Source organism: Streptomyces sp. NPDC002055 (assembly GCF_040296705.1).
In the GTDB taxonomy this organism is placed as follows: domain Bacteria; phylum Actinomycetota; class Actinomycetes; order Streptomycetales; family Streptomycetaceae; genus Streptomyces.
In genome coordinates, this window is sequence record NZ_JBEOXS010000030.1 from 47,924 (window position 1) to 72,873 (window position 24,950).

Here is a 24,950-nt window from a genome sequence, read left to right on the forward strand (position 1 = left end):
CGCCGTGGCCGTACCTTCCGTCGTCCGCTCAGCAGATGCGCGGCAGTTGCTCGCCGAGGGGGACGTCGACCACCCGGGTGCCGCCGAGGCCGGTGGCGGCCACGACCATCCGGGGGTGGTCCTCGACGCACTCACCGACGATCACCGCTTCCTTTCCGTGCGGATGGGACCGCATGGCCGCCAGCACGGCCTCGGCGTGCTCCCGCGGTACGAAGGCGACGAGCTTGCCCTCGTTGGCCACGTACAGCGGGTCGAGGCCGAGGAACGCGCAGGCGTTGGCCACCGCGTCGGGCACCGGGAGGTTCCGCTCCTGCAGGAGGACCCCGACGCCGGAGGCTGTGGCGATCTCGTTGAGGGTGGTGGCCATGCCGCCGCGGGTGGGGTCGCGCAGCACGTGCAGATCGCGGCAGGCGCCGAGCATCGTCCCGACGAGCCCGGCGAGGGCGGTGGTGTCGCTCTCGACCTCCACCCCGAACTCCAGGCCCTCCCGGACGCTCATGATGGCGACGCCGTGCGCTCCGATCGCACCGCTGACGATGACCACATCGCCCGGCCGGGCGCGCTGGGGCCGGATGTCCACCCCGTCGGGGATCACCCCGATGCCCGAGGTGTTGATGAAGATCCCGTCCCCGTGCCCGGCCTCGACCACCTTGGTGTCGCCGGTGGCCACGGCCACGCCCGCCTCTCTCGCGGCGGCGCCGAGCGCCTGGGCGACCCGGCCGACGACGGAGATCTCCACGCCCTCCTCGAGGATGAAGCCGCAGGACAGATAGGCGGGCCAGGCACCGCTCATGGCCAGGTCGTTGACGGTGCCGTTGACGGCGAGGTCGCCGATGCTGCCGCCGGGGAAGAACAGCGGCCGCACCACGAACGAGTCCGTGGAGAAGGCCAGCCGTGCTCCGCCGAGGTGCAGCGTCGCCGAGTCGCCGAGTTCGGCGAGTTCCTCGCTGCCGAAGGCCGGGGCGAACAGGTGCTCCACGAGCTCCGCCGACAGCGCCCCGCCGCCACCGTGCCCCATGACGACCTTCTCCTGGTCGCGCAGGGGTGCCGGGCAGGTCCAGCCGGAGAAGTCGGGAGCGTCCCCGGCACCCGGCGCGGCGTCCACCGGGGCGATGGCATCGGTCAGTTGGACCACATGCCGGTCGGCCGCATCACCCAACGGAAGTCGCCTCCTCCGTCGAATCGGACGCAGGCGGCTCGGACAGCCTGCGGTAGAGGTAGTACGCGGCGCAGGCGCCCTCGCTGGAGACCATCGTGGCGCCGAGCGGGTTGCGCGGGGTGCACTCCTTGCCGAACGCGGCGCACTCGTGCGGCTTGATCAGCCCCTGGAGGACCTCGCCACTGCGGCAGACCGTGGACTCCCGGGTGTCGATGCCGCTGACCGAGAACCGGTGCTCGGCGTCGTAGTCCCGGTACTTCTCCGACAGCCGCCAGCCGCTGGAGGGGATGGTGCCGATGCCCCGCCAGGCGCGGTCGGTGATCTCGAAGACGTCGTCGAGCATCGCCCGGGCCGCGGGGCTGCCGTCGGGCTGGACGGCACGGGGGTAGGCGTTCTCCACCGTGTGCTCGCCCGCCTCCAGCTGGTGCACGGCGCGGCGGATGCCCTCGAGGATGTCGAGCGGCTCGAAGCCGGTGACCACGATCGGCACTTCGTGCCGCTCCGCGAGTTCGGGGTACTCACGGATGCCCATCACCGTGCACACGTGGCCGGCGGCGAGGAACGCCTGCACCCGGCAGTCGGGCGCGTTCATGATGGCGTCGATCGCCGGGGGCACCCGCACGTGGGAGACGAGCAGGCTGAAGTTCTCGATGCCGAGCTTCTTCGCCTGGTACACGGTCATCGCGTTGGGGGGCGCGGTGGTCTCGAAGCCGATGCCGAAGAAGACGACCTGCCGGTCCGGGTTGTCCCGCGCGATCTTCAGGGCGTCCAGCGGCGAGTAGACGACGCGTACGTCGCCGCCCTCGCTCTTCACCTGGAAGAGGTCGCGTTTGCTGCCCGGCACCCGGAGCATGTCGCCGAAGGAACAGAAGACGACGTCCGGCCGGGAGGCGATCTCCAGGGCCTTGTCGATGACGTCCAGCGGGGTCACGCAGACCGGGCATCCGGGGCCGTGGATCAGTGAGATCCCGTCGGGGAGGAGCTGGTCGATGCCGTGCCGGATGATCGAGTGGGTCTGCCCGCCGCATACTTCCATCAGCGACCAGGGCTGGGTGACGGTGGCCCGGATGTCGTCGAAGAGGCGCTTGGCCAGAACGGGGTCGCTGAATTCGTCGAGGTACTTCATGACGGTGCCTCCTTCGACGGGTCGTTGCCGGGGCCGGTGCCGGTGCCGGCCGGTCTGCCGGTCCCCGCCTCCTTGGCGGCGCGGCCCCAGGCGTCTCCGAACTCCTCGTCGAGGACGCCGAGGTGTTCGAACAGTTCCAGCGTCTGCCGGGCGGACTCCTCGTCCAGCCGCTGGAGGGCGAAGCCGACATGCACGATGGCGTAGTCACCGATCCGCATGTCGGGCACGTACTCCAGACAGACGTCCTTGACCACGCCGCCGAAGTCGACGCGGGCCATCCGTGTTCCGTCGCGCTCCTCGATCTCCAGCACTCGGCCGGGAACAGCCAGACACATCGCTCCTCCTCAGCTCGTGGCCCGCTGACCGGTCGGTCGCGGTTGCGCCGCCGGGGGCCCGGACGCGGTTCGGGCGGCGACCATCACCTGTCCCAGGGCCAGGCCGCCGTCGTTGGGGGGCACCTTGCGGTGCCGCAGCACAGTGAATCCGTCGGCGCCGAGGTGCTCGGCGCACGCCGTGGTGAGCACGGCGTTGCAGAAGACCCCACCGGTGAGGGCCACCGTGCTCAGGCCGGTCGCCTCCCGGGCCGCCGCGCAGATCTCGCCGACCAGGCCGGCCACGGCGAGGTGGAACCGGGCGGCGACCTCTCCCGGGCCCGCGCCGGAGCGCAGGTCCCGGATCACGGCCGCGAGCACCGGGGCCGGGTCGGCGAGCAGCGGGCCGCCGGCGCCGTCCCGGACGGCGAACCGGTAGCCGGGGCCGCAGTCCGCGGTCCGCTCCAGCGCCGCGTTCTCCAGCTCCATGGCGGCCTGCGCCTCGTAGTCGACCCGGTGCCGGACGCCGGCCAGCGAGGAGACCGCGTCGAACAGCCGGCCCATGCTGGAGGTGGGGACGCAGTTGAGGTTCCGGTCCAGCTGCCGGCCGAGCAGGCGGAGTTCGCCGGGGCGGCAGGCCGCCGTGCAGGGGAGGTCCTCGTCCCACGGGAGGCCCGCGGCCCGCAGATGGGACAGCGCCATCCGGTAGGGGTTGCGGACGGCCGCGTCGCCGCCGGGCAGCGGGACGTACGCGAGGTGGGCGAAGCGCTCGAAGCCGTCGTAGTCCGCCAGCAGCACCTCGCCGCCCCACACGGCGGCGTCGTCGCCGTAGCCGGTGCCGTCGAAGGCGACGCCGATCACCGGGGCGGATCCGTCCAGGCCGTGCTCGGCCATCGTGGAGGCCACATGGGCGTGGTGGTGCTGCACCCGGCGCAGCGGGCGCCCGGCGGCGGTGCGCCCGGCCCACTGCGCGGACCGGTAGCCGGGGTGCCGGTCGGCGACGGTCACCACCGGGGTGACCGAGGTGAGCGCCCGCAGATGACCGGTGGCCGCTTCGAACGCGTGCAGGGTCGACAGGTCGTCCATGTCGCCGACGTGCGCGGACAGCCAGGCGTACCGCCCGTCGGCGACGCAGAAGGTGTTCTTCAGGTCGCCGCCCACGGCGAGGACCGGCTCGACGGGCACGGGCAGGGCGACGGGGAACGGGGCGTAGCCGCGGGAGCGGCGCACCGGCAGCTCCTCGCCGCCGCACACCCGCACCACCGAGTCGTCGCACGGGACGTGGATGGGGCGGTCGTGGGTGAGCCAGGCGTCGGCCAGCCCGTAGAGCCGGGTCAGCGCCTCGGCGTCGTCGGTGACGATGGGCTCGCCGGACCGGTTGCCGCTGGTCATGACCAGGACCGGGGGCCCTTCGGGGTCGCCGGGCAGTCCCAGCAGCAGCTGGTGCAGCGGGGTGTAGGGCAGCAGGAAGCCCAGGTCGGGGCTGCCGGGGGCGACGGCGTCGGCGACGGCCGGTGCCCCGGGGGCGGGGGTGCGGCGGCGGAGCAGGACGACCGGCCGACGGCGGCCGGTGAGCAGGTCCCGTTCGGCGGGGCCGGCGTGGGCGAGTTGTTCGACGGTGGTCAGGGAGCGGGTCATCACGGCGAACGGCTTGTCGCCGCGGTTCTTCCGGCGGCGCAGCGTCGCGACGGCCTCCGGGTCGCCCGCGTCGCAGGCCAGGTGGTAGCCGCCGAGGCCCTTGACGGCGACGACGGCACCGGAGGCGAGCAGCCGGCGTGCCTCGGCGAGCGCGTCCTCACCGGTGAGGCCGTCCTCGGCGGGGACGCCCTGTCCGCCGGTCACGTTCCTCGGGCCAGGGGCGCCGTCCGGGCCGGAGGCCTCTGGGCCGGTGCCGGAGCGGCCGCGGACGAGCCGCAGCCGGGGGCCGCAGGCGTTGCAGGCGACGGGCTGCGCGTGGAAGCGGCGGTCGGCCGGATCCTCGTACTCCCGGGCGCAGTCGGCGCACATCGGGAAGCGGGCCATCGTCGTCCGCGCCCGGTCGTAGGGCAGCCCGGTGACGACGGTGAACCGCGGCCCGCAGTGGGTGCAGGTGATGAAGGGGTGCCGGTAGCGCCGGTCCGCCGGGTCCATGAGTTCGCGGAGGCAGTCGGCGCAGGTGGCCACGTCCGGGGAGACCAGGGTGCGGCCCGCGCCGTCCTCGGAGGTGTGGATGGCGAAGCCGGTGCCGCCCCGGCCGGGCATCACCTCGTGGGTGACGGACTCGACGACCGCGAGCGGCGGTGCCTGGGTGGCGACGCGGGTGCAGAACGCGGCCACGTCCGCGGGGAACCCCTCCACCTCGGTCAGTACGCCCTCGGGGGTGTTGGTGACATAGCCGCTGAGGCCGAGTTCACCGGCGAGCGCGTACACGAAGGGGCGGAAGCCCACACCCTGGACCACCCCGCGCACGGCGACCCGGCGGCGCTCGCGGAGCCGCGCGTCGCCGACGGGGGCGGATGGGGCGATCGGACGCGTCATGAAGTCCTCCGGTCGCGGCTAGCCGGGCAGGCCCGCCGGATGGTGGTGGTCCTCGTGTCCATCGTGCGCGCCGTGGTCGTGCCGGTGCATGTGCTGCTGATGCGTCCGTGCAAGGGGCGGCTGGTGCACCGGGGCGCCGTCCGCGGCAGCGAGGACGGTGTCGAGCACGGCGTCGGCTCCCGTCGCGGTCCGGGCGGAGGTCCGCAGGACCGGCACACCGGGGTTGACCTGCTGGACGTGGCGCCGGAACGCCGCCTCGTCGAAGTCGACGGCCTCGGCGATGTCGGTCTTGGTGATGATCACAAGGTTGGCGAGCCCGAAGGCCGTGGGGTACTTGAGCGGCTTGTCCTCGCCTTCGGTGACGGAGCCGAGGACGATCCGCAGCGTCTCCCCGAGGTCGTAGGAGGCGGGGCAGACGAGGTTGCCGACGTTCTCGACGAACAGCAGCCGGGTGCCGTCCGGGAGCCAGCCCTCCAGGTGGCGGCGGAGCATGCCCGCCTCCAGGTGGCAGAGGCCGTCGGTGAGCACCTGCTTGACCGGCGCGCCCGCGGCGGCCAGCCGCCCGGCATCGTTCTCGGTGGCCAGGTCCGCGGTGACGGCGGCGGCGGGGACGCCGCGGCGGACGGCGCCGGCGAGGAGCAGTTCCAGCAGGGCGGTCTTGCCACTGCCCGGACTGGAGAGCAGGTTCACCTCGGCGATGCCCCGGTCCGCCAGGTGGCGGCGCAGGTCCACGGCGTGCTCGTCGTTGCGGGCGAGTACGGCCTGGTGCAGGTCAACGGTGCGGCACATGGGCTGCCTCCTCGGGGGTGCCGTCGTCGGGCTCGGCGCCGGCGCGGGATGCGCCGGTCGCGGGTGCGCCGGTCGGCGCGTCGGCGCCGGTGTCACCGAGGTCACCGGTGTCGTCGAGGTCGTGGAACACGACGTCCCCGATGTCCAGTTCGCGCCCGGTGAGCAGTTCCGTCAGCGGTTCGCCGCAGGCCGGGCACCACAGGGCGGGGGGCACGCCGACCGCGGTCTCCCGCTCGCAGACCGGGCACCGGGCCCGGGCCGGGACCGTCTCCGTGATCAGTTCCGCGCCCTCCAGCAGGGTGCCGTCGGCGGCGAGGTCGAAGGAGAAGGCCAGGGCGTCGGGCACCACGCCCGAGAGCTCGCCGATCCGGACCCGCAGCGAGCCGACGCGCCGGGCGCCGTGGGCGCGGGCGGCGTCCTCGACCTGTGCGACGACGGCCAGGGCGATCGACAGCTCATGCACGCTCCGTCACCTCCCCGCTCGCCGGTCCCGGGGCGGATCACTACCGTGGACGGAGGAGCCCCCTCCGCAGCGGTGGGCCCTTCCCGGCAGGAGACCTGAACCATGACCGTTCACGGCTCGGAGCGGCGCGGGCTGATCGTCCCCGTCCTTCTGCTGCTGCTGGCCGAGCGGCCGGACCACGGCTACGAGCTGCTGCAGCGGCTGCGGGCGTTCGGCTGGTCGGACTGCGACTCGGCCGGTGTCTACCGGGTTCTGCGCGGCATGGAGAAGGACGGCATGCTCGCCTCCTCGTGGCGCGCCTCGGAGACCGGTCCGGCCCGGCGCCGGTACGAGATCACTCCGCAGGGCGCCATGGAGCTGGCGCTCTGGTTCCTGCGGCTCGGTGAACTGCACGAGACCCTCCATGTCTTCCTGGAGCGGTACGCCCAGCTGCCCACGGCCGTCCCGGCCCGGGGCACGGGTGTTCCGGGGACCGGCCGCCGGGCGACACGGTCCTAGAGACCGACTTCCCGGCCCTGGTCCCGGTCCGTGCACCGAACCCCGCGCCGGTCCCCGGCCACGCGCCGTCGGCGGCGTGACCGAAGGAGGGCGGGCAGCCGTCGTCACCGCGTCACATCCTGCGGATCCGCAGGTAGCGCCGGAGGTCCGGCAGGGTCCTCGCCATCACGTAGGCCGCGCCCAGTGCCGTCGCGGCGGCCGCGGCGCCCATCCATATCCGTTCCATGCCGGTCTCCTTCGTGGGAGGTGGGGCGGGACATCTCGTCGCCGGTGCCGGGGTACGGCCGTCCGGCGATCTCCAGGGCCAGGGCGGCCGCGTGGTCGACGGCGGCCTCCACCGGTTCGCTGAGTCCGATGCCCTCGTCGGTGCACTGCGGTTCGCAGGCCACCACCAGGACCTGTCCGGGCACCGATCCTCCGGCCCCGGCGCTCAGCTCCCGTACGAGGGCGAGCACGGTGGCGGGGTCCATGCCGTGGCCGTCGAGGCCGCCCGGGGCACCGGTGTCCGGTGCCGGGGCCAGCGTCTGGGCGGTGGCGTCGAGCAGGGAGACGGTGCCCGGTTCGGCGCCGTGCGGTGCGGCGTCCACCAGCACCAGCCGGGTGTAGCCGTCGAGCAGCCGGTACGCCAGATGGACGCCCCGGATGCCGACGTCCATCAGGTCGGCTCCGGCGGGCAGCGGCCGGCCGGTGAGCCGGCGGACGGTCTCGACACCGAAGCCGTCGTCGCTCAGGAAGACATTGCCCACCCCGGCGATCAGGGTGCGCCCGTCCGTGGGGCGGGCAGCCGTGGGGCGCGGGGCGGTGGTCATGGCCGCTCCCCGGGTCCGTCCGCCGCACCGGGCGGCGGGTCGTCCAGTGGCTCGACCTCGTCGGTCTTGAAGTAGAGGAAGCGTCCCTGGTCCCGGCGTACGTCGGCGCCGGGGTCGCCGTCCACCACGACGGCGATGTGGACTTCGCCGTCGACGTCGCCCAACACCGCCTCGACCGTCGCGGACCGGCCGCTGAGGAACATGTCCTGCGCGTCGGTGTGCCGCAGCCCCGGGTGCAGCAGCACCCGGCTGCCCGCCCGGACCGCCCGGCCGGACACCACGACGGCGTCCCGGGCGGGGTCGGCGCCGGGGTCGTTCCCGGGGTCCCACCAGGGCAGTCCGGGCCCGGTCGGCAGGCCGGGCGGGGACGGCGGACGGGGTGTCCCGCCGGGACCCGTCCCCGCGTCGGTGCTCCCGCGGGAGCGGAGCCCCCCGTCGGCGTCCTCGTCACGGCTCCGAGGGCCGGTGGGGCCCCCGCCCTCGTCGGTGACCTCGTGCAGCCCCCGGACCGCGCCGTGCAGCCGCTCCAGCACCGCGGCCGGCATGCCGTCCACCAGATCGATGACGTCCGCGGCCCGGTCGTCCGTACCGCGGGCCTCGCGCTTCTCCCGGTCGGTGAGGGCCGCGGTGCGCAGCGAGAGGATCTCGTCGATCTCGGTCGCGTCGTACAGGGCGCCGGGGCTCTCCTCGGCGATCCGGGGGTGGTCCTCCAGGATGATCGGGGAGGAGAGCAGGACGTCGTCCCGGCCGCCGGCCCCGGCCGGTACCGGCCAGGTGTGTTCGTTGCGGCAGGCCTCGGCTGCCGGACGGGCCCACTCGGGCGGATCCGCCATCGACAGGAACCGCCCGCCGGGCAGCCCGAGCAGCAGATGGGCGGCGACCGCGCTGTGCGGCAGCGCGGCGTCCCGGCCGGCGTCCCCGTCAGGGGTCCAGGGCGCGGTGTTGCGCACCTCCGCGATCAGCCGCAGCGCGCCGTAGGGGCCGGGGACGGGTTCGGTGGCGAGCCGGATCTCGCCGTGCAGTTCCCGCAGTTCGCGCACCATGCGGCCGAGAGACCGCCCGTGGTCGTCCCGGACCGGTTCGTACGCGACGGAACCGGGCCGGTGGAAGGTCTCGGTGCGGCCGCCGCCGGCCAGTTCGGCGAGCGGTACGGAACAGGCGATCTCCACGGTCACGCCCTCGTCCCAGGGGACGACGACCCGGTCGGGCAGTTCCAGCTCCGGCACGCCGGTGAAGGTCCGGCCGTCGGCGCCGAGGCGTTCGACCGTGCGGCGGCGCACCCGGAGGAAGCGGAGTTCCACCAGGAGCCGGTCGGCGGACCTGGGCTCGAAGAGGCAGTCGGTGCGCTGCCGGGAGTGCTCTCCCGCGGCCTCCCCCCAGCCCGGGGGCACGAGCACCCCGAACTGCCAGCGCATCCGGTTCTTCCCGGCCGAGGCCCGGTAGGGGTAGAGGACGTAGCCCTCGAACAGCACGGCGTCGGCCACGGTGCGGGCGGCGGTGAACCCCTCGGTGACCCGGGTGACCGCCTCCGTGGCGGCGTCGGTGGTCATGGCGCCCACCCCTCTCCGGCCCGGTCCGGGCCGCCGACCTGGGCGGTTCCCTCCCCGGACGGTCCCGCGCCGGACGGTCCCGGTGCGCTGCTCAGCAGCTCCTCGACGACGCGTTCCCAGGACGGCAGCGCGCGGGCGGAGCGGTACTGCTGCAGGGCGTCCAGGCAGTCCCGGCGCAGCCGCAGCCACCCGGAGTTCGGGAAGTACTCCTCGATCATCTGCTGCCACACCCGGACGGGCAGCCGGAACTGGGTCTCCTTGTGCCAGGGGATCGGCTCGGCACGGAATCCCTGGTCGCCGCTGAACACGGTGCCCGAGAAGAGCAGCAGCAGCGGTGCCTCTCCGCCGGCCAGCGCCCGGAAGTACTTGGCGGACGCCACTTCCATGTCGTAGGTGCAGGCCACGGGCAGGTCCGTCTCCGTCGAGCCGGTGAACCCGGGGACGGTGAGGGAGGCGTGGGCGAACTGCAGCGGCTTGAGCGTGGTGCCCCAGCGCCCGGGCTCGCCGAAGAGATCGCCGAGCAGCTCGGCCTCGCCCGGTTCGTAGCGGCGGCGCACCGGCTCGATGCGCATCTGGCAGCGGAGGGCGATGGCGTGCACCCGCAAGCCCTCGGTCTCCTCGATGCGGAGCCGGAACAGCAGCGTCGGACCGGCCCCGTACGGCTCGGGGCGGACGCCGGTGCAGCTGAAGGTCAGGTCGGCCATGAGCCGCCCCCTTCGTCGGCCGGCCGGTCCACCGGGGTGTACGGCCGCGCCCGGTCTCGCACCCGCTCGAAGAAGTCGGCCAGGTCGGCGCGGGCCTCGGCGCCGCCGTCGAACCCCTGCCAGTGCAGCCGCATGCGTCCCACCAGCTCGTAGCAGACGTCCACGGGCACCAGGTGGCACTCCCCCGGCCCGCCCGGTTCGCGGTGGACCAGCAGGGCCTCGACATCGGGACGGAGCGCGGCGGCGAGCCGGCTGTCGCCGAGCACGTCCCGCCAGGTCTCCGGGTCGAGTTCGCTCTCGGTGGCACCGGCGGGGCTCGGGTAGAAGGCGACGAGCCGGTCGAGTGCGGAGTTGCGGAAGAAGAACGCGAGCCCGACCGGGATCTGCAGTCGGTTCCAGTCGGCGTCGTCCAGGGTGAACCCCGGGTCGGCCAGATACCGGTCGGGAACGGCGCGGAACCGTCCGCCTCCGGCTCCGGGGCGGGTGAACAGCAGGTGGCAGGCGGTGCAGCAGCACTTCAGGGCGCGCCGCTGGGTGTCGACGAGGTGCCGGTGCTCCCCGGCCAGGGGTTCGTTGCACAGTTCGCAGCGCTCCTGGTCCGGTTCGGGCCGCTGGGTGAATCGGCGCAGGCCGGGGAGGGCTCCGGCAGGACCGCGCGGCGGATTCCCGGCCGCCGGGCCCGCGGCGCCGCCCGGCGGACGTGCGGTGTCACTCCGTGACGGTGCGGTCCCGCGCACCGGTGGCGCGGAGCTGCCCGGCGCCTGCGCGCCGGCCTCACGCGGCGGCCCGGAGTCGCCCACCCGGCGCGCGGTGCCCGGGGCCGGCCGGGCCGTCATGATCCCGCTCCGGCCGGCACACCCGGCAGCGCGACGCGGACCCCGTCGTCCTCCTCCAGCAGGGGAACCGGCTCCAGGTGCCCCCGGCCGCCGCGGCCCGCCCGGTGGATGTCGTACTCCGCGGCGCACTGGGCGCAGCGCAGCCGTTCGCCGTCCAGGGCGCCGTCGTGGACGGTTCCGGCGCACACCGGGCAGTGGTCGCGGTAGGCGTAGAGGCCGGAGGCGAGCCGGACGAGGAAGAGCGGCACCCCGGCGGCCCGGTGCACGGTGCTTCCGCCGACGGCGAGCCGCGGGAGACCGTCCAGGGTGAGCCAGTCGGCCTCGCCCCCGCGGTGGGTGGCGACCGTCGCGGCAGGCGGTGGCGGCCCGGCGGGGTCCGGTGGCCGGGACGCGATCTGGAGCAGGGCGGGCTCGCCCGGCTGCTGCTCCTCGACGCCCTCGACCTCCACGCCGGCGACCTCCGGAGCGGCCCGGGCCACCGCCCCCTCGATCGTCCAGCGGACGGTCTGGGCCGAGGACGGGCAGCCGTCGCAGCTGCCGCGCAGCCGCAGCCGCAGGATCCCGGTGCCGGGATCGAGTCCGGTGATCTCCACATCCCCGGCGTGGGAGCCCAGGTAGGGGCGCACCTCGTCGAGTGCGCGCTCCACCCGGGTCATGGTGTCCTCGGGGTGCAGATCGTGCAGGACAAGCAGCCCGCAGACGAGTTCGTCACGGGTGAGGACGTCGACGGGGGGTGTGCCCGGGTCCGCCGACTCCAGCAGTTCCACGATCCGGGAGAGGCCCTGTCCGTAGAACTCCACGAGCGCACGGACGAGTTCGTCGGCGGTGTCGCGCGCCTCCGGGCCGGCGGTCCGGTCGAGGGCCTCGAGGAGTTCCTCGATCCGCCGGCCCGCCTGCTCCTGTTCCTTCGCTGCCGCACTCATGCCGCACCTCCTGCCGGTCGCCGGCCGGAGCGCCCCGGTTCAGCCGGCCAGTCCGCTCAGGCCGCTGGGCGCGTGGGTCTGCCGGAGGGTCCTGCCGCTGCCGAGGTACATGTGCACCCCGCAGGGCAGGCAGGGGTCGAAGCTGCGCACCGCGCGCATGATGTCGATGCCCTTGAAGTTCTCCACGGGGTTCTCTTCGAAGATGGGGGTGTTCTGCACGGCGTCCTCGTAGGGGCCGGGGGTGCCGTAGGTGTCACGGACGCTGGCGTTCCACGGGGTCGGCGGGTAGGGGTGGTAGTTCGCGATCTTCCCGTCCCGGATCACCATGTGGTGCGACAGCACGCCGCGCACCGCCTCGGTGAAGCCGACGCCGATGGACTCGTCGGGCACCTCGAAGCTCTCCCAGGTCTGGGTGTGGCCGGACCTGACCTCGGCCATGGCCTGCTCGACGAAGTACAGGGCGGCGGCCGCCGTGTAGGCCTGGAAGTAGGTGCGGGCCCGGTTGCGCTCGATGGCGTTGCTCCAGCGCGGGATCTTCCACTCGAAGGTGGTCTCCGGCCGGGTCATGGTCCGCGGCAGGTTGATCTTCACGCTGTGCCCGGTGGCCTGGACGTAGCCGCCGATGTCGACCAGCCCGTTGAGCGCCGTGGACCACAGGCGGGCGATGGGGCCGCCGCCGGTGTCCAGGGCCAGGTGGTCGGTGCCGTTGAACCAGCGCGGCGACATGACCCAGCTGTAGTTGCCGTCGAAGTCCCGCTTCTGCGGCACCGGGATGGTGTGCTGGTTCCAGGGGTGGCGGATGTCGACGGGGTTGCCCAGCGGGTCGCGCTCGACGAACTTCTCCTGGCCCGCCCAGTCCTCGTAGTAGGAGGAGCCCAGCAGGATGCGGATGCCGAGGTTGATGTCGACCAGGTCGTTGGTGACGAGTTCGCCGTCCACGACGATGCCGGGGGTGACGAACATCCGGCGGCCCCACTCGCTCATGTTGCGGTAGGTGAAGTCGCAGTACTCGGGGTCGTTGAGGGCGCCCCAGCAGTTCAGCAGCACCCGGCGGCGGCCGACTTCCTCGTATCCGGGCAGCGCCTCGTAGAAGAAGTCGAACAGGTCGTCGTGGAGCGGTACGACCCGCTTCATGAACTCCACGTACCGCATGAGGCGGGTGAGGTAGTCGGTGAACAGCTGGATGGTCGCGACCGTGCCGACGCCGCCGGGGTAGAGCGTCGACGGGTGCACGTGCCGGCCCTCCATCAGGCAGAACATCTCCCGGGTCATCCGGCTGACCTGGAGCGCCTCGCGGTAGAACTCGCCCTCCAGGGGGTTCAGCGAGCGCATGATGTCGGCGATGGTGCGGTAGCCGTGTTCGGCGGCGTGCGGGGCCTCGGTGCGCTCGGCCTGTTCGAGCACGCCCGGGTTGGTCTCCCGGACCATCTTTTCGCAGTAGTCGACCCCGACCAGGTTCTCCTGGAAGATGTTGTGGTCGAACATGTACTCGGCGGCCTCGCCGAGGTTGATGATCCACTCACCGAGGTGCGGCGGTGCCACTCCGTAGGCCATGTTCTGCGTGTAGACCGAGCAGGTGGCGTGGTTGTCCCCGCAGATGCCGCAGATGCGGCTGGTGATGAAGTGCGCGTCCCGAGGGTCCTTGCCCTTCATGAACACGCTGTAGCCGCGGAAGACGGACGAGGTGCTGTAGCACTCCGCCACCCGCTTCTGCTTGAAGTCGACCTTGGCGTGGATACCGAGGCTGCCGACGATGCGTGTGATCGGGTCCCACGACATCTCGAGCAGGCCGCTGCCGTCCGCCGCTTTCTTCGTCTTCGGTGCCATGGCTTCGGCCACCTTCCTCAGCCGCCGGTCGGGCCGTCGGCCGTCGGTGTCGGACCGCGTCGGTGGGCGGCCCCTGGTCCGCGCGCGGGGATCACCACGGCGGGCGGTATCCGGTGAGGATCCGGTCTCCCTTGCGCCGCCACTTCGGTTCCTTGTCGACCGTCCTGGCGGTGATGTTGCGCAGCCTCCGGATGACGGCGCCGTACGCCCCGCTGGCCGCGCTGGAGACCGTGCCGCCCGGCGGTTCGTCCATGAAGGGCATGAACTTGTCGGGGAAGCCCGGCATGGTGCAGGCGATGCAGATGCCGCCGACGTTGGGGCAGCCGCCGATGCCGTTGATCCAGCCGCGCTTGGGGACGTTGCACTTGACGACCGGGCCCCAGCAGCCGAGCTTGACCAGGCACTGCGGCGAGTCGTACTCGTGGGCGAACTGGCCCTGCTCGTAGTAGCCCGCCCGGTCGCAGCCCTCGTGCACGGTGGCGCCGAACAGCCAGGTCGGCCGCAGCTCCGCGTCCAGCGGGATCATCGGTGCCGAGCCGGCGGCCTGGTAGAGCAGGTAGGTGAGGGTCTCGGAGGCGTTGTCCGGGTGCACGGGACAGCCGGGGACGCAGACGATCGGGATGCCCGCCGAGGACTTCCAGTCCCAGCCGAGATAGTCGGGCACGCCCATGGCGCCGGTCGGGTTGCCCTCCATCGCGTGGATGCCACCGTAGGTGGCGCAGGTGCCGAGGGCGACGACGGCCAGGGCCTTGGACGCCAGCCGGTCGATCCACTCACTGGTGGTCATGGGCTGGCCGGTCTCGGGGTTGTCCCCGAAGCCGCACCAGTAGCCCTCCTGCTTGATCGCCTCGTTCGGGATGGATCCCTCGATGACCAGGACGAAGGGCTCGAGCTCGCCGCGGTCTGCCTTGAAGAACCACTCGATGAAGGTGTCGGCGCCCTGGACCGGGCCGCACTCGTAGTCGATCAGCGGCCAGTGGACGGCGACCTCGGGCAGGCCGGGCAGGGCTCCGAGAGCGATCTCCTCGATGCTCGGCTGGGTGGCGGCCGTCAGCGCGACGGAGTCACCGTCACAGCTCAGGCCCGCGTTGATCCACAGTATGTGAATCGGGGCGGCTTCCGCTTTTTCTCCGTCGACTGTCCCGGCATCGGCGGAGGTGACGGTCGTGTCGCTCATAAGCGCGTCCTCCTCCGGGTCCCTCGGGCGCGCCAGGGTGCGGCCCGCCCTTCCTCTCCGGCATAGCCCACGCATGCGGGCGCCGGTAAGTGCGGGAAGCCCCTATCGCCCCGAAGGACCCAGGAGGAGGAACACGCGATGGATCAGATGCCGACGCCCTTGCCCCGCAGGTAGGCGAGGGGGTTGATGTCGGAGCCGAAGCCGGGCCCGGTGCGGACCTCGAAGTGCAGATGCGGTCCGGTGCTGTTGCCGGTCGAGCCGGAGCGGGCGATCCGCTGGCCGCCGCCGACCTGCTGGCCGGCCCGGACGGAGAGCGCGGAGAGGTGGGCGTACTGGCTGTACTTGCCGTCGGCGTGCCGGATCACGACCTGGTAGCCGTACGAGCCGGCCCAGCCCGCGGAGACGACCTCGCCCGCGCCGATGGCCTTCACCGTGGTGCCGGTGGGCACGGGGAAGTCGACCCCGGTGTGGTAGCCCTTGGACCAGCTGCCGCCCGCGGCCCGGTAGGCGGTGCCGGGGGTGGCGGCGCCGACCGGCGCCGTGAAGCCCTGGGCCGCGGCGGGCTCGGCGGCACGGTGCCGGGCGTCCGGCTGCTGCTTCGGCTTGTGCTTGGGCTTCGGCTGCGGCTTCGGTGCGGCCTTCCGCGGGGCCGGCTTGCGAGGCTCCTCCCGGTCCGCCCGCGGTGTGCCGCGGGGCTCCGGTGTGGCGTCCACGGTGAGCCGCTGACCGGGCATGATGAGGTCCGGGTCGCTGCCGATCACCTCGCGGTTGTCCCGGTAGACCCGCTCCCAGCCGCCGTCCACGTCCCGCACCCGGGCGATGGTGTACAGGGTGTCACCACTGGCGACGGTGTAGTTGCCGGGCTTCGTCCGGTCGGCGCGCCCGGCGCGCTCGTCCGCCTTCTCCCGCTGGGCGCCGGGCTTCTCCCGGTGCCCGCCGGACCCGTCGCGCTGCGCCGCCGACGCGCCGCCGGTGGTGGTCTTCGCCGCGCTGGATGCCGGGCGGGGGGCCGGGGCGGCCTGGGGTGCCGGGCCGCCGCGGGTGAGTCCCGCCTTCACCGAGCACACCGGCCAGGCGCCGGGCCCCTGCCCGTCGAGCACCTTCTCGGCGACGGCGATCTGCTGCTCCCGGGTGGCGAGATCGGCCCGCGGGGCGTAGGCGGTGCCGCCGTACGCCTCCCAGGTGCTCTGGGTGAACTGCAGGCCGCCGTAGAAGCCGTTGCCGGAGTTGATGTGCCACTGGTGCGTGCTCTCGCAGGCCGCCACCCGCTCCCAGGTGTCGGCGGACGCCGCCTCGGCTCCGGAGACACCGACCAGCGGCAGGGCTATGCCGGCGCCGCCGGCGGTGACGGTGAGGGATGCCTGGGAGATCCGGTTCGGCTGGTAACGGCGATGGCGTCCACGTGGGGGCATAGAGCTGTTCCTCTCCTGCGCGGGCGCGCCGGGGTGACGGGGGGCATTTCACGGCCACCAGAGTGTGCCAATTACTGAAGATCGATAGGGTGGTACGCATGAAAGGGCATCACTTTCCTTCGGGAGCAATCCCGTTGCATCCGGGACGGCGCCCTGAGAATTGACGCGAAGAAACTCGTCCGGCTGTTGAAAATGGCCGGAACATGGCCGTCCGGGCGCAGAGAGCGAAGCGGAATGATACCTACTGTGAGGTGCGTCACACATCATCAACGCTGGCCCCGGACGCCTGAATTCTCCCTTTCCGCGCAACCGGACCCCCGACGGAGGCAGCACATGCCGGACCCCCTCCCTTCCACGGGCGAGCTCGCCCGGATGTACGGCCTGCGGCCGCTGCCCCTCGAAGGCGGCCTCTTCCACCGCACCTGGGCAGGACCGGAACAGCCCGACGGACACCCGGCCGGCTCGGCCATCCTGCTCCTGCTCTCCGCCGAGGAGGACCACTTCTCCGCGCTGCACCGGCTCCCGCGCGACGAGGTCTGGCACTTCCACCTCGGCGACCCGGTGGAGCTGCTGCTCCTGGAGCCCGGCGGCGGCTCCCGGGTGGAGATCCTGGGCCCGGACATCCGCGCCGGAGCGCACCTCCAGTACGTGGTGCCCGGCGGCACCTGGATGGGGGCCCGGGTGCGCCCCGGGGGCGCCCGGACGCTCCTCGGCTGCACCATGGCACCCGGCTTCTCCCCCGTCGACTACGAGGGCGGGGAGGCGGACGAGCTGAGCGCCCGCTATCCGCTGCACGGGGACCTCATCCGCGCCCTGTCCCGCACCGCATGACCGGGCAGGGACAACTGCCCGCGCTCGACGGGCTGGTGGCCGTGGTGACGGGAGCGGCGGGCACCGTGGGGGCGGGCATCGCCGGGGAGTTCGCGCGCGCAGGGGCGCAGGTCGTGGTCCACCACCACACCGGCGCCGAGCGCGCCCGGGAGGTGGTGGAACTGATCACCGGCGAGGGCGGCACGGCATGGGCGGTGGCCGCCGACCTCACCGACGAGACGGCCTGCGAACGGCTGATGGAGGCCGCGGCGGCGCGCTTCGGCCGGGTGGACGCGCTCGTCAACAACGCCGGGGTGCAGCCGGTCCAGGAGCTGGCGTCGATGACCGCCGCCGACTGGCGCGCCGTGATCGACACCAATCTCACCAGCGCGTTCTGCTGCACCCGGGCGGCCGCGCGGGTGATGCGGCGGGCGGGCACGGGCGGCACGGTCACCCATGTCGCCTCGATCGAAGGATCCTCGCCCACACCGGGGCACGCGCACTACGCCGCGTCCAAGGCGGCCCTGATCCAGCACGCGCGGGCGGCGGCGGTGGAGTACGGACCGTCCGGGATCCGGGTGAACACGGTCTCCCCCGGCCTGATCAGCCGCCCCGGCATCGAGGAGGCGTGGCCCGAGGGGGTGGAGCGCTACCGGGCCGCGGCGCCGCTCGGGCGACTCGGCACTCCGGCCGACATCGGCCGCGCCTGTGTGTTCCTCGCGTCGTCGATGGCGGGCTGGGTCACCGGCCACGACCTGGTGGTGGACGGCGGGGTGACGGCCCGGTCGCCCTGGTAGGCACCGCGCCGGACGCGGTCGTCCCGGACGTCACCAGGCGAGCAGCCGGGGGTCCACCCGGGTGGCGGGCTCCGGCGCCGGGGGCTGCGCGGGGACCGGGACCGTGCACGCCGAGCGGCCCACGGTGCGGGGCGGCAGGGTGACGGTGCTGCCGGCGGCCTGCCGGAGCCAGCGGACGATGGTCCCGACGGCGTCCTCGTCCAGCTGCGCGAGATCGTGGATGACCCGCAGGTCGTCGGGGTGCGGCGGGACGGCGGCCCGGGTGAGTTCGGCGTGCAGCATGAGCCGCAGCCCGTCGGCCGGCGTCAGATGGCCGCCGATCCGGGCCGGGTCCGGGGCGTCGGGCCGCGGGGGGAGCTCCATCGTGACTGCCGTCGGATCGGCCATGGTCGGTGCCTTCCTTCAATTCCCCATCGGTCAGGGGGAAATCATGGTCTCCCGTTCCGACGGCCGGTTTCTCCCTCCGGTTGCGGATCGGCCTCCGGGATCACCCGTCCGGCCGCACGGCGGGGCCGTTTCCCCGCCCCCGGACACCCCCGCGGTCACGGTCTCGGCCGGCTCGGCCGGGCGGGGGACGGCGCGGCGCGCGGACGGGCCGCGCCGAAGCGGCGCACACAACGGACGAGGCGCCCGCCCCCGTGCAGCGGGGACGGGCGCCTCGGTCCGTCGGTGAGGCCGGTCGGTCACCCCGGGCCTCGGTGCCACGCGCCGGGCCGGCGCGTGGGCTCAGATGCTGACGCCGTGCTCGCGCAGGTAGGCGACCGGGTCGATGTCCGAGCCGTAGTCCGGACCGGTGCGGACCTCGAAGTGGAGGTGCGGGCCGGAGGAGTTGCCGGTCGAGCCGGACAGGCCGATCTGCTGACCGCCGGTGACCGACTGGCCGGCCGACACGGACAGCGAGGACAGGTGGGCGTACTGGCTGAACTTGCCGTCGGCGTGGCGGATGACGACCTGGTTGCCGTAGGAACCGCCCCAGCCCGCGGAGACGACCTCGCCCGCACCGATGGCCTTCACCGTGGTGCCGGTGGGCACGGGGAAGTCGGTGCCGGTGTGGTAGCCGCTGGACCAGCTGGCACCGGACTGGTGGTACGGGGTGCCCACGGAGAGGTCGTCGACGGGGGCGGTGAAGCCGTCGGCGGACTTCTGCGCGGCGGCCTTGGCCGGGGCGGCCTGCTGCTTCGGCTCGGCCTTCGCGGCGGGCTTCGGCGCGGCCTTGTGCTCGGCGGCCTGGTGGGCCTCGTGCTTCGGAGCCGGCCGCTCGGACTCGCGCTCGGGGGCGTCGTGCTTCGGGGCGCCCTTCTCCTTGCCGCCCAGGGTGAGCTTCTGGCCCGGGAGGATCAGGTTCGGGTCGCCGCCGACGACCTCGCGGTTGCCCTCGTAGACCCGGTGCCAGCCGCCCTTGACGTCGTGGGTCGTGGCGATCTTGTACAGGGTGTCGCCGCGGACGACGGTGTACGAGCGGGTCTCGGACCCGGCGCCGGCCTTGCGCTCGGCCGGCTTGCCCTTCTCGCCCTGGGGCTTCGGGGCGGACTCGGCCGGGGCGGCCTTCCCGCCGTCGGGGCTGATCTGCGGGGCGGCGCCGCCCTGGGTCAGCCCGGCCTTGCCGGAGCAGACCGGCCAGGCGCCGGGGCCCTGGCCGTCGAGGACCTTCTCGGCGACGGCGATCTGCTGGTCCTTGGTCGCCTGGTCGGCGCGCGCGGCGTAGTCGCCGCCACCGAAGGCCTGCCAGGTGTCGTTGGTGAACTGCAGGCCACCGTAGAAGCCGTTACCGGTGTTGATGCTCCAGTCGCCGCCGCTCTCGCACTCCGCGACCTTGTCCCAGGTGTCGACGGAAGCGGCCTGCGCCGAGCCGGCACCGATGAGCGGTAGGGCGATTCCGGCACTACCGGCAGCGGCGATGAGAGAAGCTCGGGAAATACGGCCGGGGCTGTACCGGCGGTGACGTCCGCGTGCAGACATAGGGGTATTCCTCTCCTACGCCTGCGAGGTGAGCTGTCGGGTTCGGGCTGGAGTTGCCCGGCCGCGCCCTGAGCAGCGTCGTGCGCTGCGGCGCGTCTTCACCCCAAGCCGTTCCTCGCCTGTTGCGCGGTCCGGCACCTACCTGGTTCCCCCGCTCCTGCCGTGGTGCGTTGGTTGTTTCCTCTCCACCGGCGGCAGGACTCGGCGCTCCGACAGAGTACGGCCCGCCCTTTCATGGGCAGGCAGCGGTAAAAGTAAGCGCACCGAATTCTTTCCGACAAGTGGCGAGTATTCCCCGGAATCACCTTTCGGTAGATCCACTCGGGACAGGGTCACACTGAGCTCCGGATCTTGATCCGAGAGCGATTCGCATTACTACTGAACGACTCTCACGTTCGGCGGGCGGTAACCGAGTTGCCCGGATTCACGCTTTTCGCGTGGGCGGCATCACACCCCGGAAATATCTTTGTGAAATGGGTCACCACGGAGCCAATTGTCCGACTTTGAGGTGCATTTCGACTTTGCCTCGATGAAGGAGGATTGATGTCTATTTGCCGTATACATCCCGCAGCTCGGCACTCGCACCCCGAACCACTCCCCTCAGGGGGCATATCCGGCGAAACGGATGATTCGCTGCCCCGCCCACCGCGGTGGCAACCCCGGCGGGGGCCTCTCCCCCGGTTATCGTGTGGTTCTTGATCGCGGACGTGCGGAGTCAGTGTGCAGAGAGCGGAAGAGCTGATCGACACCTCGCCGCCGGTGCGGCACGCCTCCGGCGCGACCGCGCTGCTCCGGGGGCGCAACCGTTCCGCGACTCCCCTGATCGCCACGGCCGCAGTCGCGCTGGCCGTGGCGGCGGCGCTGGTCCTGGGCGGCGGGAGCCTGCTCGCCCACCCCGGCGTCCAGGCCTGGCGGACGGTCTGTGTGGCCATCGTGATCCAGGCCCTTCCGTTCCTGCTGCTGGGCACGGCCGTGTCCGGCGCCATCAACGCCTTCGTGCCCGCCGACGCGTTCAGCAGGCTGCTCCCGAGGAAGCCGGCCCTCGCCGTCCCCGTCGCCGGCGCCGCCGGGGTGGTGCTGCCGGGGTGCGAATGCGCCTCCGTGCCGGTGGCCGGAAGCCTGATCCGGCGCGGCGTCGCCCCGGCCGCCGCCCTGACGTTCCTGCTCTCGGCTCCCGCCGTGAACCCCGTGGTCCTCACCGCCACGGCCGTGGCCTTCCCCGGGAACCCCGGCATGGTGGCCGCCCGGCTCGTCGCCTCGCTCCTCACCTCGGTGATCATGGGATGGCTGTGGATCCGGCTCGGCCGCGCGGAATGGCTGCGCCTGCCGGCCCGGGGCGGCGGCCACACGGCCGGGAACAGCCGCTGGGAGGAGTTCCGGCTGGGCTTCCAGCACGACTTCCTGCACGCGGGCGGATTCCTGGTGCTCGGGGCGATGGCGGCGGCGACCTTCAACGTCGTGGTACCGGGTTCGGTGCTGGACACCTTCTCCGGATCGCCGTGGCTCTCCGTCCTCTTCCTCGCCGGGCTGGCGATCGTCCTCGCGGTCTGCTCCGAGGCGGACGCGTTCGTCGCCGCGTCGCTGACCGGCTTCTCCCCGACGGCCCGGCTGGCCTTCATGGTGGTGGGGCCGATGGTCGACCTCAAGCTCATCGCGCTGCAGTCGGGCACCTTCGGACGGGCCTTCGCCGTCCGGTTCTCCTCGGCCACGGCCGTCGTCGCCGTCGGCTGCAGCGCGCTGATCGGCTGGTGGCTCCTGTGAAGCGGAACATCCAGGTGCTGCTGCTCCTGCTATCGGGCGCCGGGCTCCTGCACATCGCGCTCTTCAGCGACATCTACCTCCGCTATGTGAAGGAGGGCCTGCGCGTCCCGCTGATCCTCTCCGGTGTCCTGCTGGTGGCGCTGGGGCTGGTGGGGGCGGCACGGGACGGCTTCCCGTTCGCCGGTCCGGACACCGACGGCGGGACCGGCGAGGAGGAGGACGCGGACGCCGCGGACCACGGCCACGACCACCGCCGCGGACCGCGGGTCGCCTGGCTGCTGTTCCTCCCGGCCCTCACCCTGCTGTTCTTCACCCCGCCCGCGCTCGGCTCCTACACGGCCGCGCGGGAGCGCGATCCGGCCACCGAGGAGCAGCAGCGCTTCCCCGCGCTGCCGCGCACCTCCCCCGTGCCGCTGGCGCTGTCGGACTTCCAGGCCCGGGCCCGCCAGGACACGGCGCGCAGCCTGGCGGACCGCCGGGTCCGGCTGACCGGCTTCGTCACCCCCGGCAAGGGCGAGGTCTGGTATCTCACCCGGCTCGTCCTGAGCTGCTGCGCCGCGGACTCCCGGTCCGTGAAGGTCGAGATGCGCGGCATGCCCGAGCCGCCGGCCGACTCCTGGGTGAGCGTGACGGGCACCTGGCACCCCTCCGGCACCCCGGGCAGGCCGTCGGCCCGGGCGGCCCTCGACGCGGACGACGTGGAGCACATCGCGCAGCCGGCCAACCCGTACATGGACTCCGTGCCCCGCATCTGAGCCCCGGCCCGCGCCACGGAAGCCACCGTGCCCGGCACCGGCACCCAGCACCAGGCACCGGCACGGTGGCCTCCCGCGAGCGGGCTCCCGCCGCGAGCCGTCAGCGGATGGGAAGGCCGGAGAGCGTGCGGGCGATCACCAGGCGCTGTATCTCGCTGGTGCCCTCGAAGATCGTGTAGATGGCGGCGTCCCGGTGCATCCGCTCGACCGGGTACTCCCGGGTGAAGCCGTTGCCCCCGAAGATCTGGATCGCCTGGGCGGTGACCTCCTTGGCGGTCTCGCTGGCGAACAGCTTGGACATCGACCCCTCCGCGGAGGTGAACGGCTTGCCCGTGGTCGCCATCCAGGAGGCCCGCCACACCAGCAGCCGGGCCGCGTCGATCCGGGTGCGCATGTCGGCGAGCTGGAAGGCGACGCCCTGGTTGTCGATGATCGGCCGGCCGAACTGGGTGCGGGTCCGGGCGTACTCCAGGGCCTCCTCGTAGGCGGCCCGGGCGGTGCCCACGGCCATGGCCCCGACCGCGGGGCGGGATGCCTCGAAGGTGGCCATGGCCGCGTTCCGCACCCGCTCGCCGCCACCGGCCGGCGCCGCCTCGCGGGCCCGCTCACGGGCCCGGGCCAGGCGCTCGTCCAGCTTCTCCTTGCCGCCGAGCAGGCAGTGGCCGGGGACCCGGACGTCCTCCAGGACGACCTCGGCCGTGTGCGAGGCGCGGATGCCGTGCTTCTTGAACTTCTGCCCCTGGGAGAGCCCGGGGGTGTCCGGCGGGACGATGAACGAGGCGTGCCCCTTGGAGCCGAGCTCCGGGTCGACGACCGCCACGACCACATGGACGTTGGCTATGCCGCCGTTGGTCGCCCAGGTCTTGGTGCCGTTGATCACCCACTCGTCCTTGGCCGCGTCGTACACCGCACGGGTGCGCATGGAGGCGACGTCGGAGCCCGCGTCCGGCTCGGAGGAGCAGAAGGCGGCGACCTTCACATCGTCCGGTTCGCCGTACATCTGGGGGATCCAGGTGCCGACCTGCTCCTCGGTGCCGTTGGCCAGCACGCCGACCGCCGCCAGCCCGGTGCCGACGATGGACAGGGCGATCCCCGCGTCACCCCAGAAGAGCTCCTCCATCGCCATGGGGATGCCCAGGCCGGTCGGGTCGAAGTACTGCTGGGCGTAGAAGTCCAGCGAGTACAGGCCGATCTTGGCGGCCTCCTGGATCACCGGCCACGGCGTCTCCTCCCGTTCGTCCCACTCGGCCGCGGCCGGGCGGATGACATCCGCCGCAAATCCATGGACCCAGTCACGGAGGGCCTTCTGGTCGTCGTTCAGCTCGAGCGAGAACTCGGGCATCGTCCCCTCCACCTGCCGGTTACTTGCGGTAACGTCAGTGTGTTACCGGCCAGTAAGCCCTGTCAACTCCCTGCTCCCGCTCCGACCTTCCGAGCAGGCAGGTGTTACGTTGCGCGGGAAGCGAGCGCACGGGCGGGGAGTACACGTGATGGAGACCAGTCAGCGGGACGGCCAGCAGCGAAGCGCGGACCAGCGGCGCAGGGAGCTGCTTGAGGCCGCCGACCGGGTGGTGCTCCGTGACGGGCCGGGGGCGTCCATGAACGCCATCGCCGCCGAGGCCGGCATCACCAAGCCGATCCTCTACCGGCACTTCGGCGACAAGGGCGGGCTGTACCGGGCCCTGGCCGTGCGGCACACCGACGCCCTGCTCGACGGGCTCCGCGCCGCGCTGGACGCACCGGCCGAGCGCCGCCAGCGGGTGGAGGCGACCCTGGACACCTATCTGGTGGCCATCGAGGCCCGCCCCCAGGTCTACCGGTTCCTCATGCACCCCGCCGACGACACCCAGACCGGTGACCAGGGCTTCGACGTCGGCCGGCACTCCGCTCCCCTGCTGCGCCGGCTCGGGGAGGAACTCGCCCAGGTCATCGCGGAACGCGTCGACCTCGGCCCGGAGAACGACGAGGCGGCCCGGGTCTGGGGCCACGGCATCGTCGGCATGATGCACGCGGCCGGGGACTGGTGGCTGCGCGAACGCCCGGTCTCCCGCGCCACGTTGGTACGGCATCTCGCCGACCTGCTCTGGGGTCGGCTCGCCGAGGCGGGCGACCGCCCCGGCGGCCCCGCCTTCTGACCCCGCCTCTCCCGACGCGGGACCGGAACTCCCGGCCGGTCCGCCCGAGCTCCCGGTCAGGAGCCGGCCGCTCCGTCCGCCCAGGGGGCGCGCCGGGCCGCGCGCAGGGCGCGGCGGCGCCGCAGGCCGGCCAGCCGGTCGGTGAAGACCCCGCCGTCCAAGTGGTCCATCTCGTGCTGCAGACAGCGGGCGAAGAAGCCGGTGCCCTCCACCCGCACGGCCGCGCCGGAACGGTCCGTGCCCTCGACGACCGCACGGTCCAGGCGCGGTGTGCCCGCCTCGACACCCGGCAGCGAGAGACAGCCCTCGGGGCCGCGTACGGTGACGCCGTCCGCGGCGACCAGGCGCGGATTGACCACATGTCCGAGGTGCCGGCGGTCCTCGTCGTCGGGGCAGTCGTACACGAACACCCGCAGGGGCAGCCCGATCTGGTTCGCGGCCAGCCCGACGCCGCGGGCGGCGTACATCGTGGCGTACATGTCCTCGATGAGCTGGCCGAGCGCCCCGTCGAAGGCGGTGACCTCCCGGCAGGGGGCATGGAGCACCGGGTCACCCAGCAGCCGCATCGGCCGCACAAGTCCTGAACTACCGGGAATCACACTGTGTCGCACGCCCCAAGACTACGGTCCGCC

Annotated in this window: 24 protein-coding genes and 1 riboswitch; of the genes, 6 read left to right on the forward strand and 18 right to left on the reverse strand. The window is 73.0% G+C overall.

Features of this window, described 5'->3' with window-relative positions:
- Positions 1–28: 28 nt before the first annotated feature.
- The 6 genes from hypE to ABT112_RS19935 form a co-directional block, all read right to left on the reverse strand.
- Positions 29–1,018, reverse strand: a complete 990-nt coding sequence (gene hypE / locus ABT112_RS19910) for a hydrogenase expression/formation protein HypE (RefSeq protein WP_351511403.1) — start codon at positions 1,016–1,018, stop codon at positions 29–31.
- 133 nt (positions 1,019–1,151) lie between these two features.
- Positions 1,152–2,285 (reverse strand): hydrogenase formation protein HypD, encoded by a 1,134-nt coding sequence (gene hypD / locus ABT112_RS19915; RefSeq protein WP_351511324.1) that lies wholly within the window; start codon positions 2,283–2,285, stop codon positions 1,152–1,154.
- Positions 2,282–2,620, reverse strand: coding sequence for a HypC/HybG/HupF family hydrogenase formation chaperone (locus ABT112_RS19920; protein WP_351511326.1), 339 nt, complete (start codon positions 2,618–2,620; stop codon positions 2,282–2,284). The genes hypD and ABT112_RS19920 overlap by 4 nt, the downstream gene beginning before the upstream one ends.
- A gap of 9 nt (positions 2,621–2,629) precedes the next feature.
- The gene (hypF, locus tag ABT112_RS19925) at positions 2,630–5,113 is read right to left on the reverse strand and encodes a carbamoyltransferase HypF (protein ID WP_351511328.1); all 2,484 of its coding nucleotides are present in this window, start codon (positions 5,111–5,113) and stop codon (positions 2,630–2,632) included.
- A gap of 18 nt (positions 5,114–5,131) precedes the next feature.
- On the reverse strand, positions 5,132–5,902 hold the full coding sequence (gene hypB, locus ABT112_RS19930) for a hydrogenase nickel incorporation protein HypB (RefSeq protein WP_351511330.1): 771 nt from the start codon (positions 5,900–5,902) through the stop codon (positions 5,132–5,134).
- A complete protein-coding gene (locus ABT112_RS19935) occupies positions 5,886–6,365 on the reverse strand; it encodes a hydrogenase maturation nickel metallochaperone HypA/HybF (protein WP_351511332.1) in 480 nt (159 codons plus the stop codon). The genes hypB and ABT112_RS19935 overlap by 17 nt, the downstream gene beginning before the upstream one ends.
- Positions 6,366–6,467: 102 nt before the next feature.
- Between ABT112_RS19935 and ABT112_RS19940 the strand changes: the two genes are divergently transcribed.
- On the forward strand, positions 6,468–6,863 hold the full coding sequence (locus ABT112_RS19940; RefSeq protein ID WP_351511334.1) for a helix-turn-helix transcriptional regulator: 396 nt from the start codon (positions 6,468–6,470) through the stop codon (positions 6,861–6,863).
- Between the two features lie 104 nt (positions 6,864–6,967).
- Here the strand turns inward: ABT112_RS19940 and ABT112_RS19945 are convergent, their stop codons facing one another.
- The 8 genes from ABT112_RS19945 to ABT112_RS19980 all read right to left on the reverse strand — a co-directional run bounded on the left by ABT112_RS19945 (position 6,968) and on the right by ABT112_RS19980 (position 16,101).
- On the reverse strand, positions 6,968–7,672 hold the full coding sequence (locus tag ABT112_RS19945) for a hydrogenase maturation protease (RefSeq protein ID WP_351511336.1): 705 nt from the start codon (positions 7,670–7,672) through the stop codon (positions 6,968–6,970).
- On the reverse strand, positions 7,669–9,222 hold the full coding sequence (locus ABT112_RS19950; protein WP_351511337.1) for a hypothetical protein: 1,554 nt from the start codon (positions 9,220–9,222) through the stop codon (positions 7,669–7,671). The genes ABT112_RS19945 and ABT112_RS19950 overlap by 4 nt, the downstream gene beginning before the upstream one ends.
- Positions 9,219–9,926 (reverse strand): DUF6084 family protein, encoded by a 708-nt coding sequence (locus ABT112_RS19955; protein ID WP_351511339.1) that lies wholly within the window; start codon positions 9,924–9,926, stop codon positions 9,219–9,221. The genes ABT112_RS19950 and ABT112_RS19955 overlap by 4 nt, the downstream gene beginning before the upstream one ends.
- Positions 9,914–10,555, reverse strand: coding sequence for a DUF5947 family protein (locus ABT112_RS19960; protein WP_351511405.1), 642 nt, complete (start codon positions 10,553–10,555; stop codon positions 9,914–9,916). The genes ABT112_RS19955 and ABT112_RS19960 overlap by 13 nt, the downstream gene beginning before the upstream one ends.
- A 203-nt stretch (positions 10,556–10,758) precedes the next feature.
- Positions 10,759–11,685, reverse strand: coding sequence for a NifU-related iron-sulfur-binding protein (locus ABT112_RS19965; protein ID WP_351511341.1), 927 nt, complete (start codon positions 11,683–11,685; stop codon positions 10,759–10,761).
- A gap of 39 nt (positions 11,686–11,724) precedes the next feature.
- On the reverse strand, positions 11,725–13,512 hold the full coding sequence (locus ABT112_RS19970; protein ID WP_351511343.1) for a nickel-dependent hydrogenase large subunit: 1,788 nt from the start codon (positions 13,510–13,512) through the stop codon (positions 11,725–11,727).
- 91 nt (positions 13,513–13,603) lie between these two features.
- Positions 13,604–14,689: an NADH-quinone oxidoreductase subunit B family protein gene (locus tag ABT112_RS19975; RefSeq protein WP_351511345.1), complete on the reverse strand. Its 1,086-nt coding sequence runs from the start codon at positions 14,687–14,689 to the stop codon at positions 13,604–13,606.
- Positions 14,690–14,832: 143 nt separating this feature from the next.
- Positions 14,833–16,101, reverse strand: coding sequence for a transglycosylase family protein (locus ABT112_RS19980; protein WP_351511347.1), 1,269 nt, complete (start codon positions 16,099–16,101; stop codon positions 14,833–14,835).
- A 333-nt stretch (positions 16,102–16,434) separates the two neighbouring features.
- Between ABT112_RS19980 and ABT112_RS19985 the strand changes: the two genes are divergently transcribed.
- Both ABT112_RS19985 and ABT112_RS19990 read left to right on the forward strand, forming a co-directional pair.
- Positions 16,435–16,932, forward strand: a complete 498-nt coding sequence (locus ABT112_RS19985; protein WP_351511349.1) for a cupin domain-containing protein — start codon at positions 16,435–16,437, stop codon at positions 16,930–16,932.
- Complete coding sequence (locus tag ABT112_RS19990) at positions 16,929–17,708, forward strand: SDR family NAD(P)-dependent oxidoreductase (protein WP_351511351.1); 780 nt, start codon at positions 16,929–16,931, stop codon at positions 17,706–17,708. The genes ABT112_RS19985 and ABT112_RS19990 overlap by 4 nt, the downstream gene beginning before the upstream one ends.
- A gap of 30 nt (positions 17,709–17,738) precedes the next feature.
- On the opposite strand, the gene ABT112_RS19995 is transcribed toward ABT112_RS19990, so the two are convergent.
- Both ABT112_RS19995 and ABT112_RS20000 read right to left on the reverse strand, forming a co-directional pair.
- The gene (locus tag ABT112_RS19995; protein WP_351511353.1) at positions 17,739–18,095 is read right to left on the reverse strand and encodes a hypothetical protein; all 357 of its coding nucleotides are present in this window, start codon (positions 18,093–18,095) and stop codon (positions 17,739–17,741) included.
- 339 nt (positions 18,096–18,434) lie between these two features.
- The gene (locus ABT112_RS20000; protein WP_351511354.1) at positions 18,435–19,667 is read right to left on the reverse strand and encodes a transglycosylase family protein; all 1,233 of its coding nucleotides are present in this window, start codon (positions 19,665–19,667) and stop codon (positions 18,435–18,437) included.
- Positions 19,668–19,672: 5 nt separating this feature from the next.
- A riboswitch (cyclic di-AMP (ydaO/yuaA leader) is annotated at positions 19,673–19,814 on the reverse strand.
- 696 nt (positions 19,815–20,510) lie between these two features.
- On the opposite strand from ABT112_RS20000, the gene ABT112_RS20005 reads away from it, so the two are divergent.
- Together ABT112_RS20005 and ABT112_RS20010 are read left to right on the forward strand one after the other, a co-directional pair.
- Positions 20,511–21,428, forward strand: a complete 918-nt coding sequence (locus tag ABT112_RS20005; RefSeq protein WP_502975395.1) for a permease — start codon at positions 20,511–20,513, stop codon at positions 21,426–21,428.
- Positions 21,425–22,183: a TIGR03943 family putative permease subunit gene (locus ABT112_RS20010; protein WP_502975396.1), complete on the forward strand. Its 759-nt coding sequence runs from the start codon at positions 21,425–21,427 to the stop codon at positions 22,181–22,183. Before ABT112_RS20005 ends, ABT112_RS20010 begins: the two co-directional genes overlap by 4 nt.
- A 100-nt stretch (positions 22,184–22,283) precedes the next feature.
- Here ABT112_RS20010 and ABT112_RS20015 read toward each other — a convergent pair whose 3' ends face one another.
- Positions 22,284–23,525 carry an acyl-CoA dehydrogenase family protein gene (locus ABT112_RS20015; protein WP_351511358.1) on the reverse strand — a complete coding sequence of 414 codons (1,242 nt, stop codon included), beginning with the start codon at positions 23,523–23,525 and terminating at the stop codon, positions 22,284–22,286.
- Between the two features lie 148 nt (positions 23,526–23,673).
- On the opposite strand from ABT112_RS20015, the gene ABT112_RS20020 reads away from it, so the two are divergent.
- Positions 23,674–24,318 (forward strand): TetR/AcrR family transcriptional regulator, encoded by a 645-nt coding sequence (locus ABT112_RS20020; RefSeq protein WP_351511409.1) that lies wholly within the window; start codon positions 23,674–23,676, stop codon positions 24,316–24,318.
- 56 nt (positions 24,319–24,374) lie between these two features.
- Here ABT112_RS20020 and def read toward each other — a convergent pair whose 3' ends face one another.
- Entirely contained in the window at positions 24,375–24,929 is a 555-nt protein-coding gene (gene def / locus ABT112_RS20025; protein WP_351511360.1) for a peptide deformylase, read from the reverse strand.
- Between the last annotated feature and the right edge of the window lie 21 nt (positions 24,930–24,950).

Coding starts and splice junctions, on each gene's coding strand:
- hypE (WP_351511403.1), bottom strand. CDS start 1,018: ATGGGGCACGGTGGCGGCGGGGCGCTGTCGGCGGAGCTCGTGGAGCAC.
- hypD (WP_351511324.1), bottom strand. CDS start 2,285: ATGAAGTACCTCGACGAATTCAGCGACCCCGTTCTGGCCAAGCGCCTC.
- ABT112_RS19920 (WP_351511326.1), bottom strand. CDS start 2,620: ATGTGTCTGGCTGTTCCCGGCCGAGTGCTGGAGATCGAGGAGCGCGAC.
- hypF (WP_351511328.1), bottom strand. CDS start 5,113: ATGACGCGTCCGATCGCCCCATCCGCCCCCGTCGGCGACGCGCGGCTC.
- hypB (WP_351511330.1), bottom strand. CDS start 5,902: ATGTGCCGCACCGTTGACCTGCACCAGGCCGTACTCGCCCGCAACGAC.
- ABT112_RS19940 (WP_351511334.1), top strand. CDS start 6,468: ATGACCGTTCACGGCTCGGAGCGGCGCGGGCTGATCGTCCCCGTCCTT.
- ABT112_RS19945 (WP_351511336.1), bottom strand. CDS start 7,672: ATGACCACCGCCCCGCGCCCCACGGCTGCCCGCCCCACGGACGGGCGC.
- ABT112_RS19950 (WP_351511337.1), bottom strand. CDS start 9,222: ATGACCACCGACGCCGCCACGGAGGCGGTCACCCGGGTCACCGAGGGG.
- ABT112_RS19955 (WP_351511339.1), bottom strand. CDS start 9,926: ATGGCCGACCTGACCTTCAGCTGCACCGGCGTCCGCCCCGAGCCGTAC.
- ABT112_RS19965 (WP_351511341.1), bottom strand. CDS start 11,685: ATGAGTGCGGCAGCGAAGGAACAGGAGCAGGCGGGCCGGCGGATCGAG.
- ABT112_RS19970 (WP_351511343.1), bottom strand. CDS start 13,512: ATGGCACCGAAGACGAAGAAAGCGGCGGACGGCAGCGGCCTGCTCGAG.
- ABT112_RS19975 (WP_351511345.1), bottom strand. CDS start 14,689: ATGAGCGACACGACCGTCACCTCCGCCGATGCCGGGACAGTCGACGGA.
- ABT112_RS19980 (WP_351511347.1), bottom strand. CDS start 16,101: ATGCCCCCACGTGGACGCCATCGCCGTTACCAGCCGAACCGGATCTCC.
- ABT112_RS19985 (WP_351511349.1), top strand. CDS start 16,435: ATGCCGGACCCCCTCCCTTCCACGGGCGAGCTCGCCCGGATGTACGGC.
- ABT112_RS19990 (WP_351511351.1), top strand. CDS start 16,929: ATGACCGGGCAGGGACAACTGCCCGCGCTCGACGGGCTGGTGGCCGTG.
- ABT112_RS19995 (WP_351511353.1), bottom strand. CDS start 18,095: ATGGCCGATCCGACGGCAGTCACGATGGAGCTCCCCCCGCGGCCCGAC.
- ABT112_RS20000 (WP_351511354.1), bottom strand. CDS start 19,667: ATGTCTGCACGCGGACGTCACCGCCGGTACAGCCCCGGCCGTATTTCC.
- ABT112_RS20015 (WP_351511358.1), bottom strand. CDS start 23,525: ATGCCCGAGTTCTCGCTCGAGCTGAACGACGACCAGAAGGCCCTCCGT.
- ABT112_RS20020 (WP_351511409.1), top strand. CDS start 23,674: ATGGAGACCAGTCAGCGGGACGGCCAGCAGCGAAGCGCGGACCAGCGG.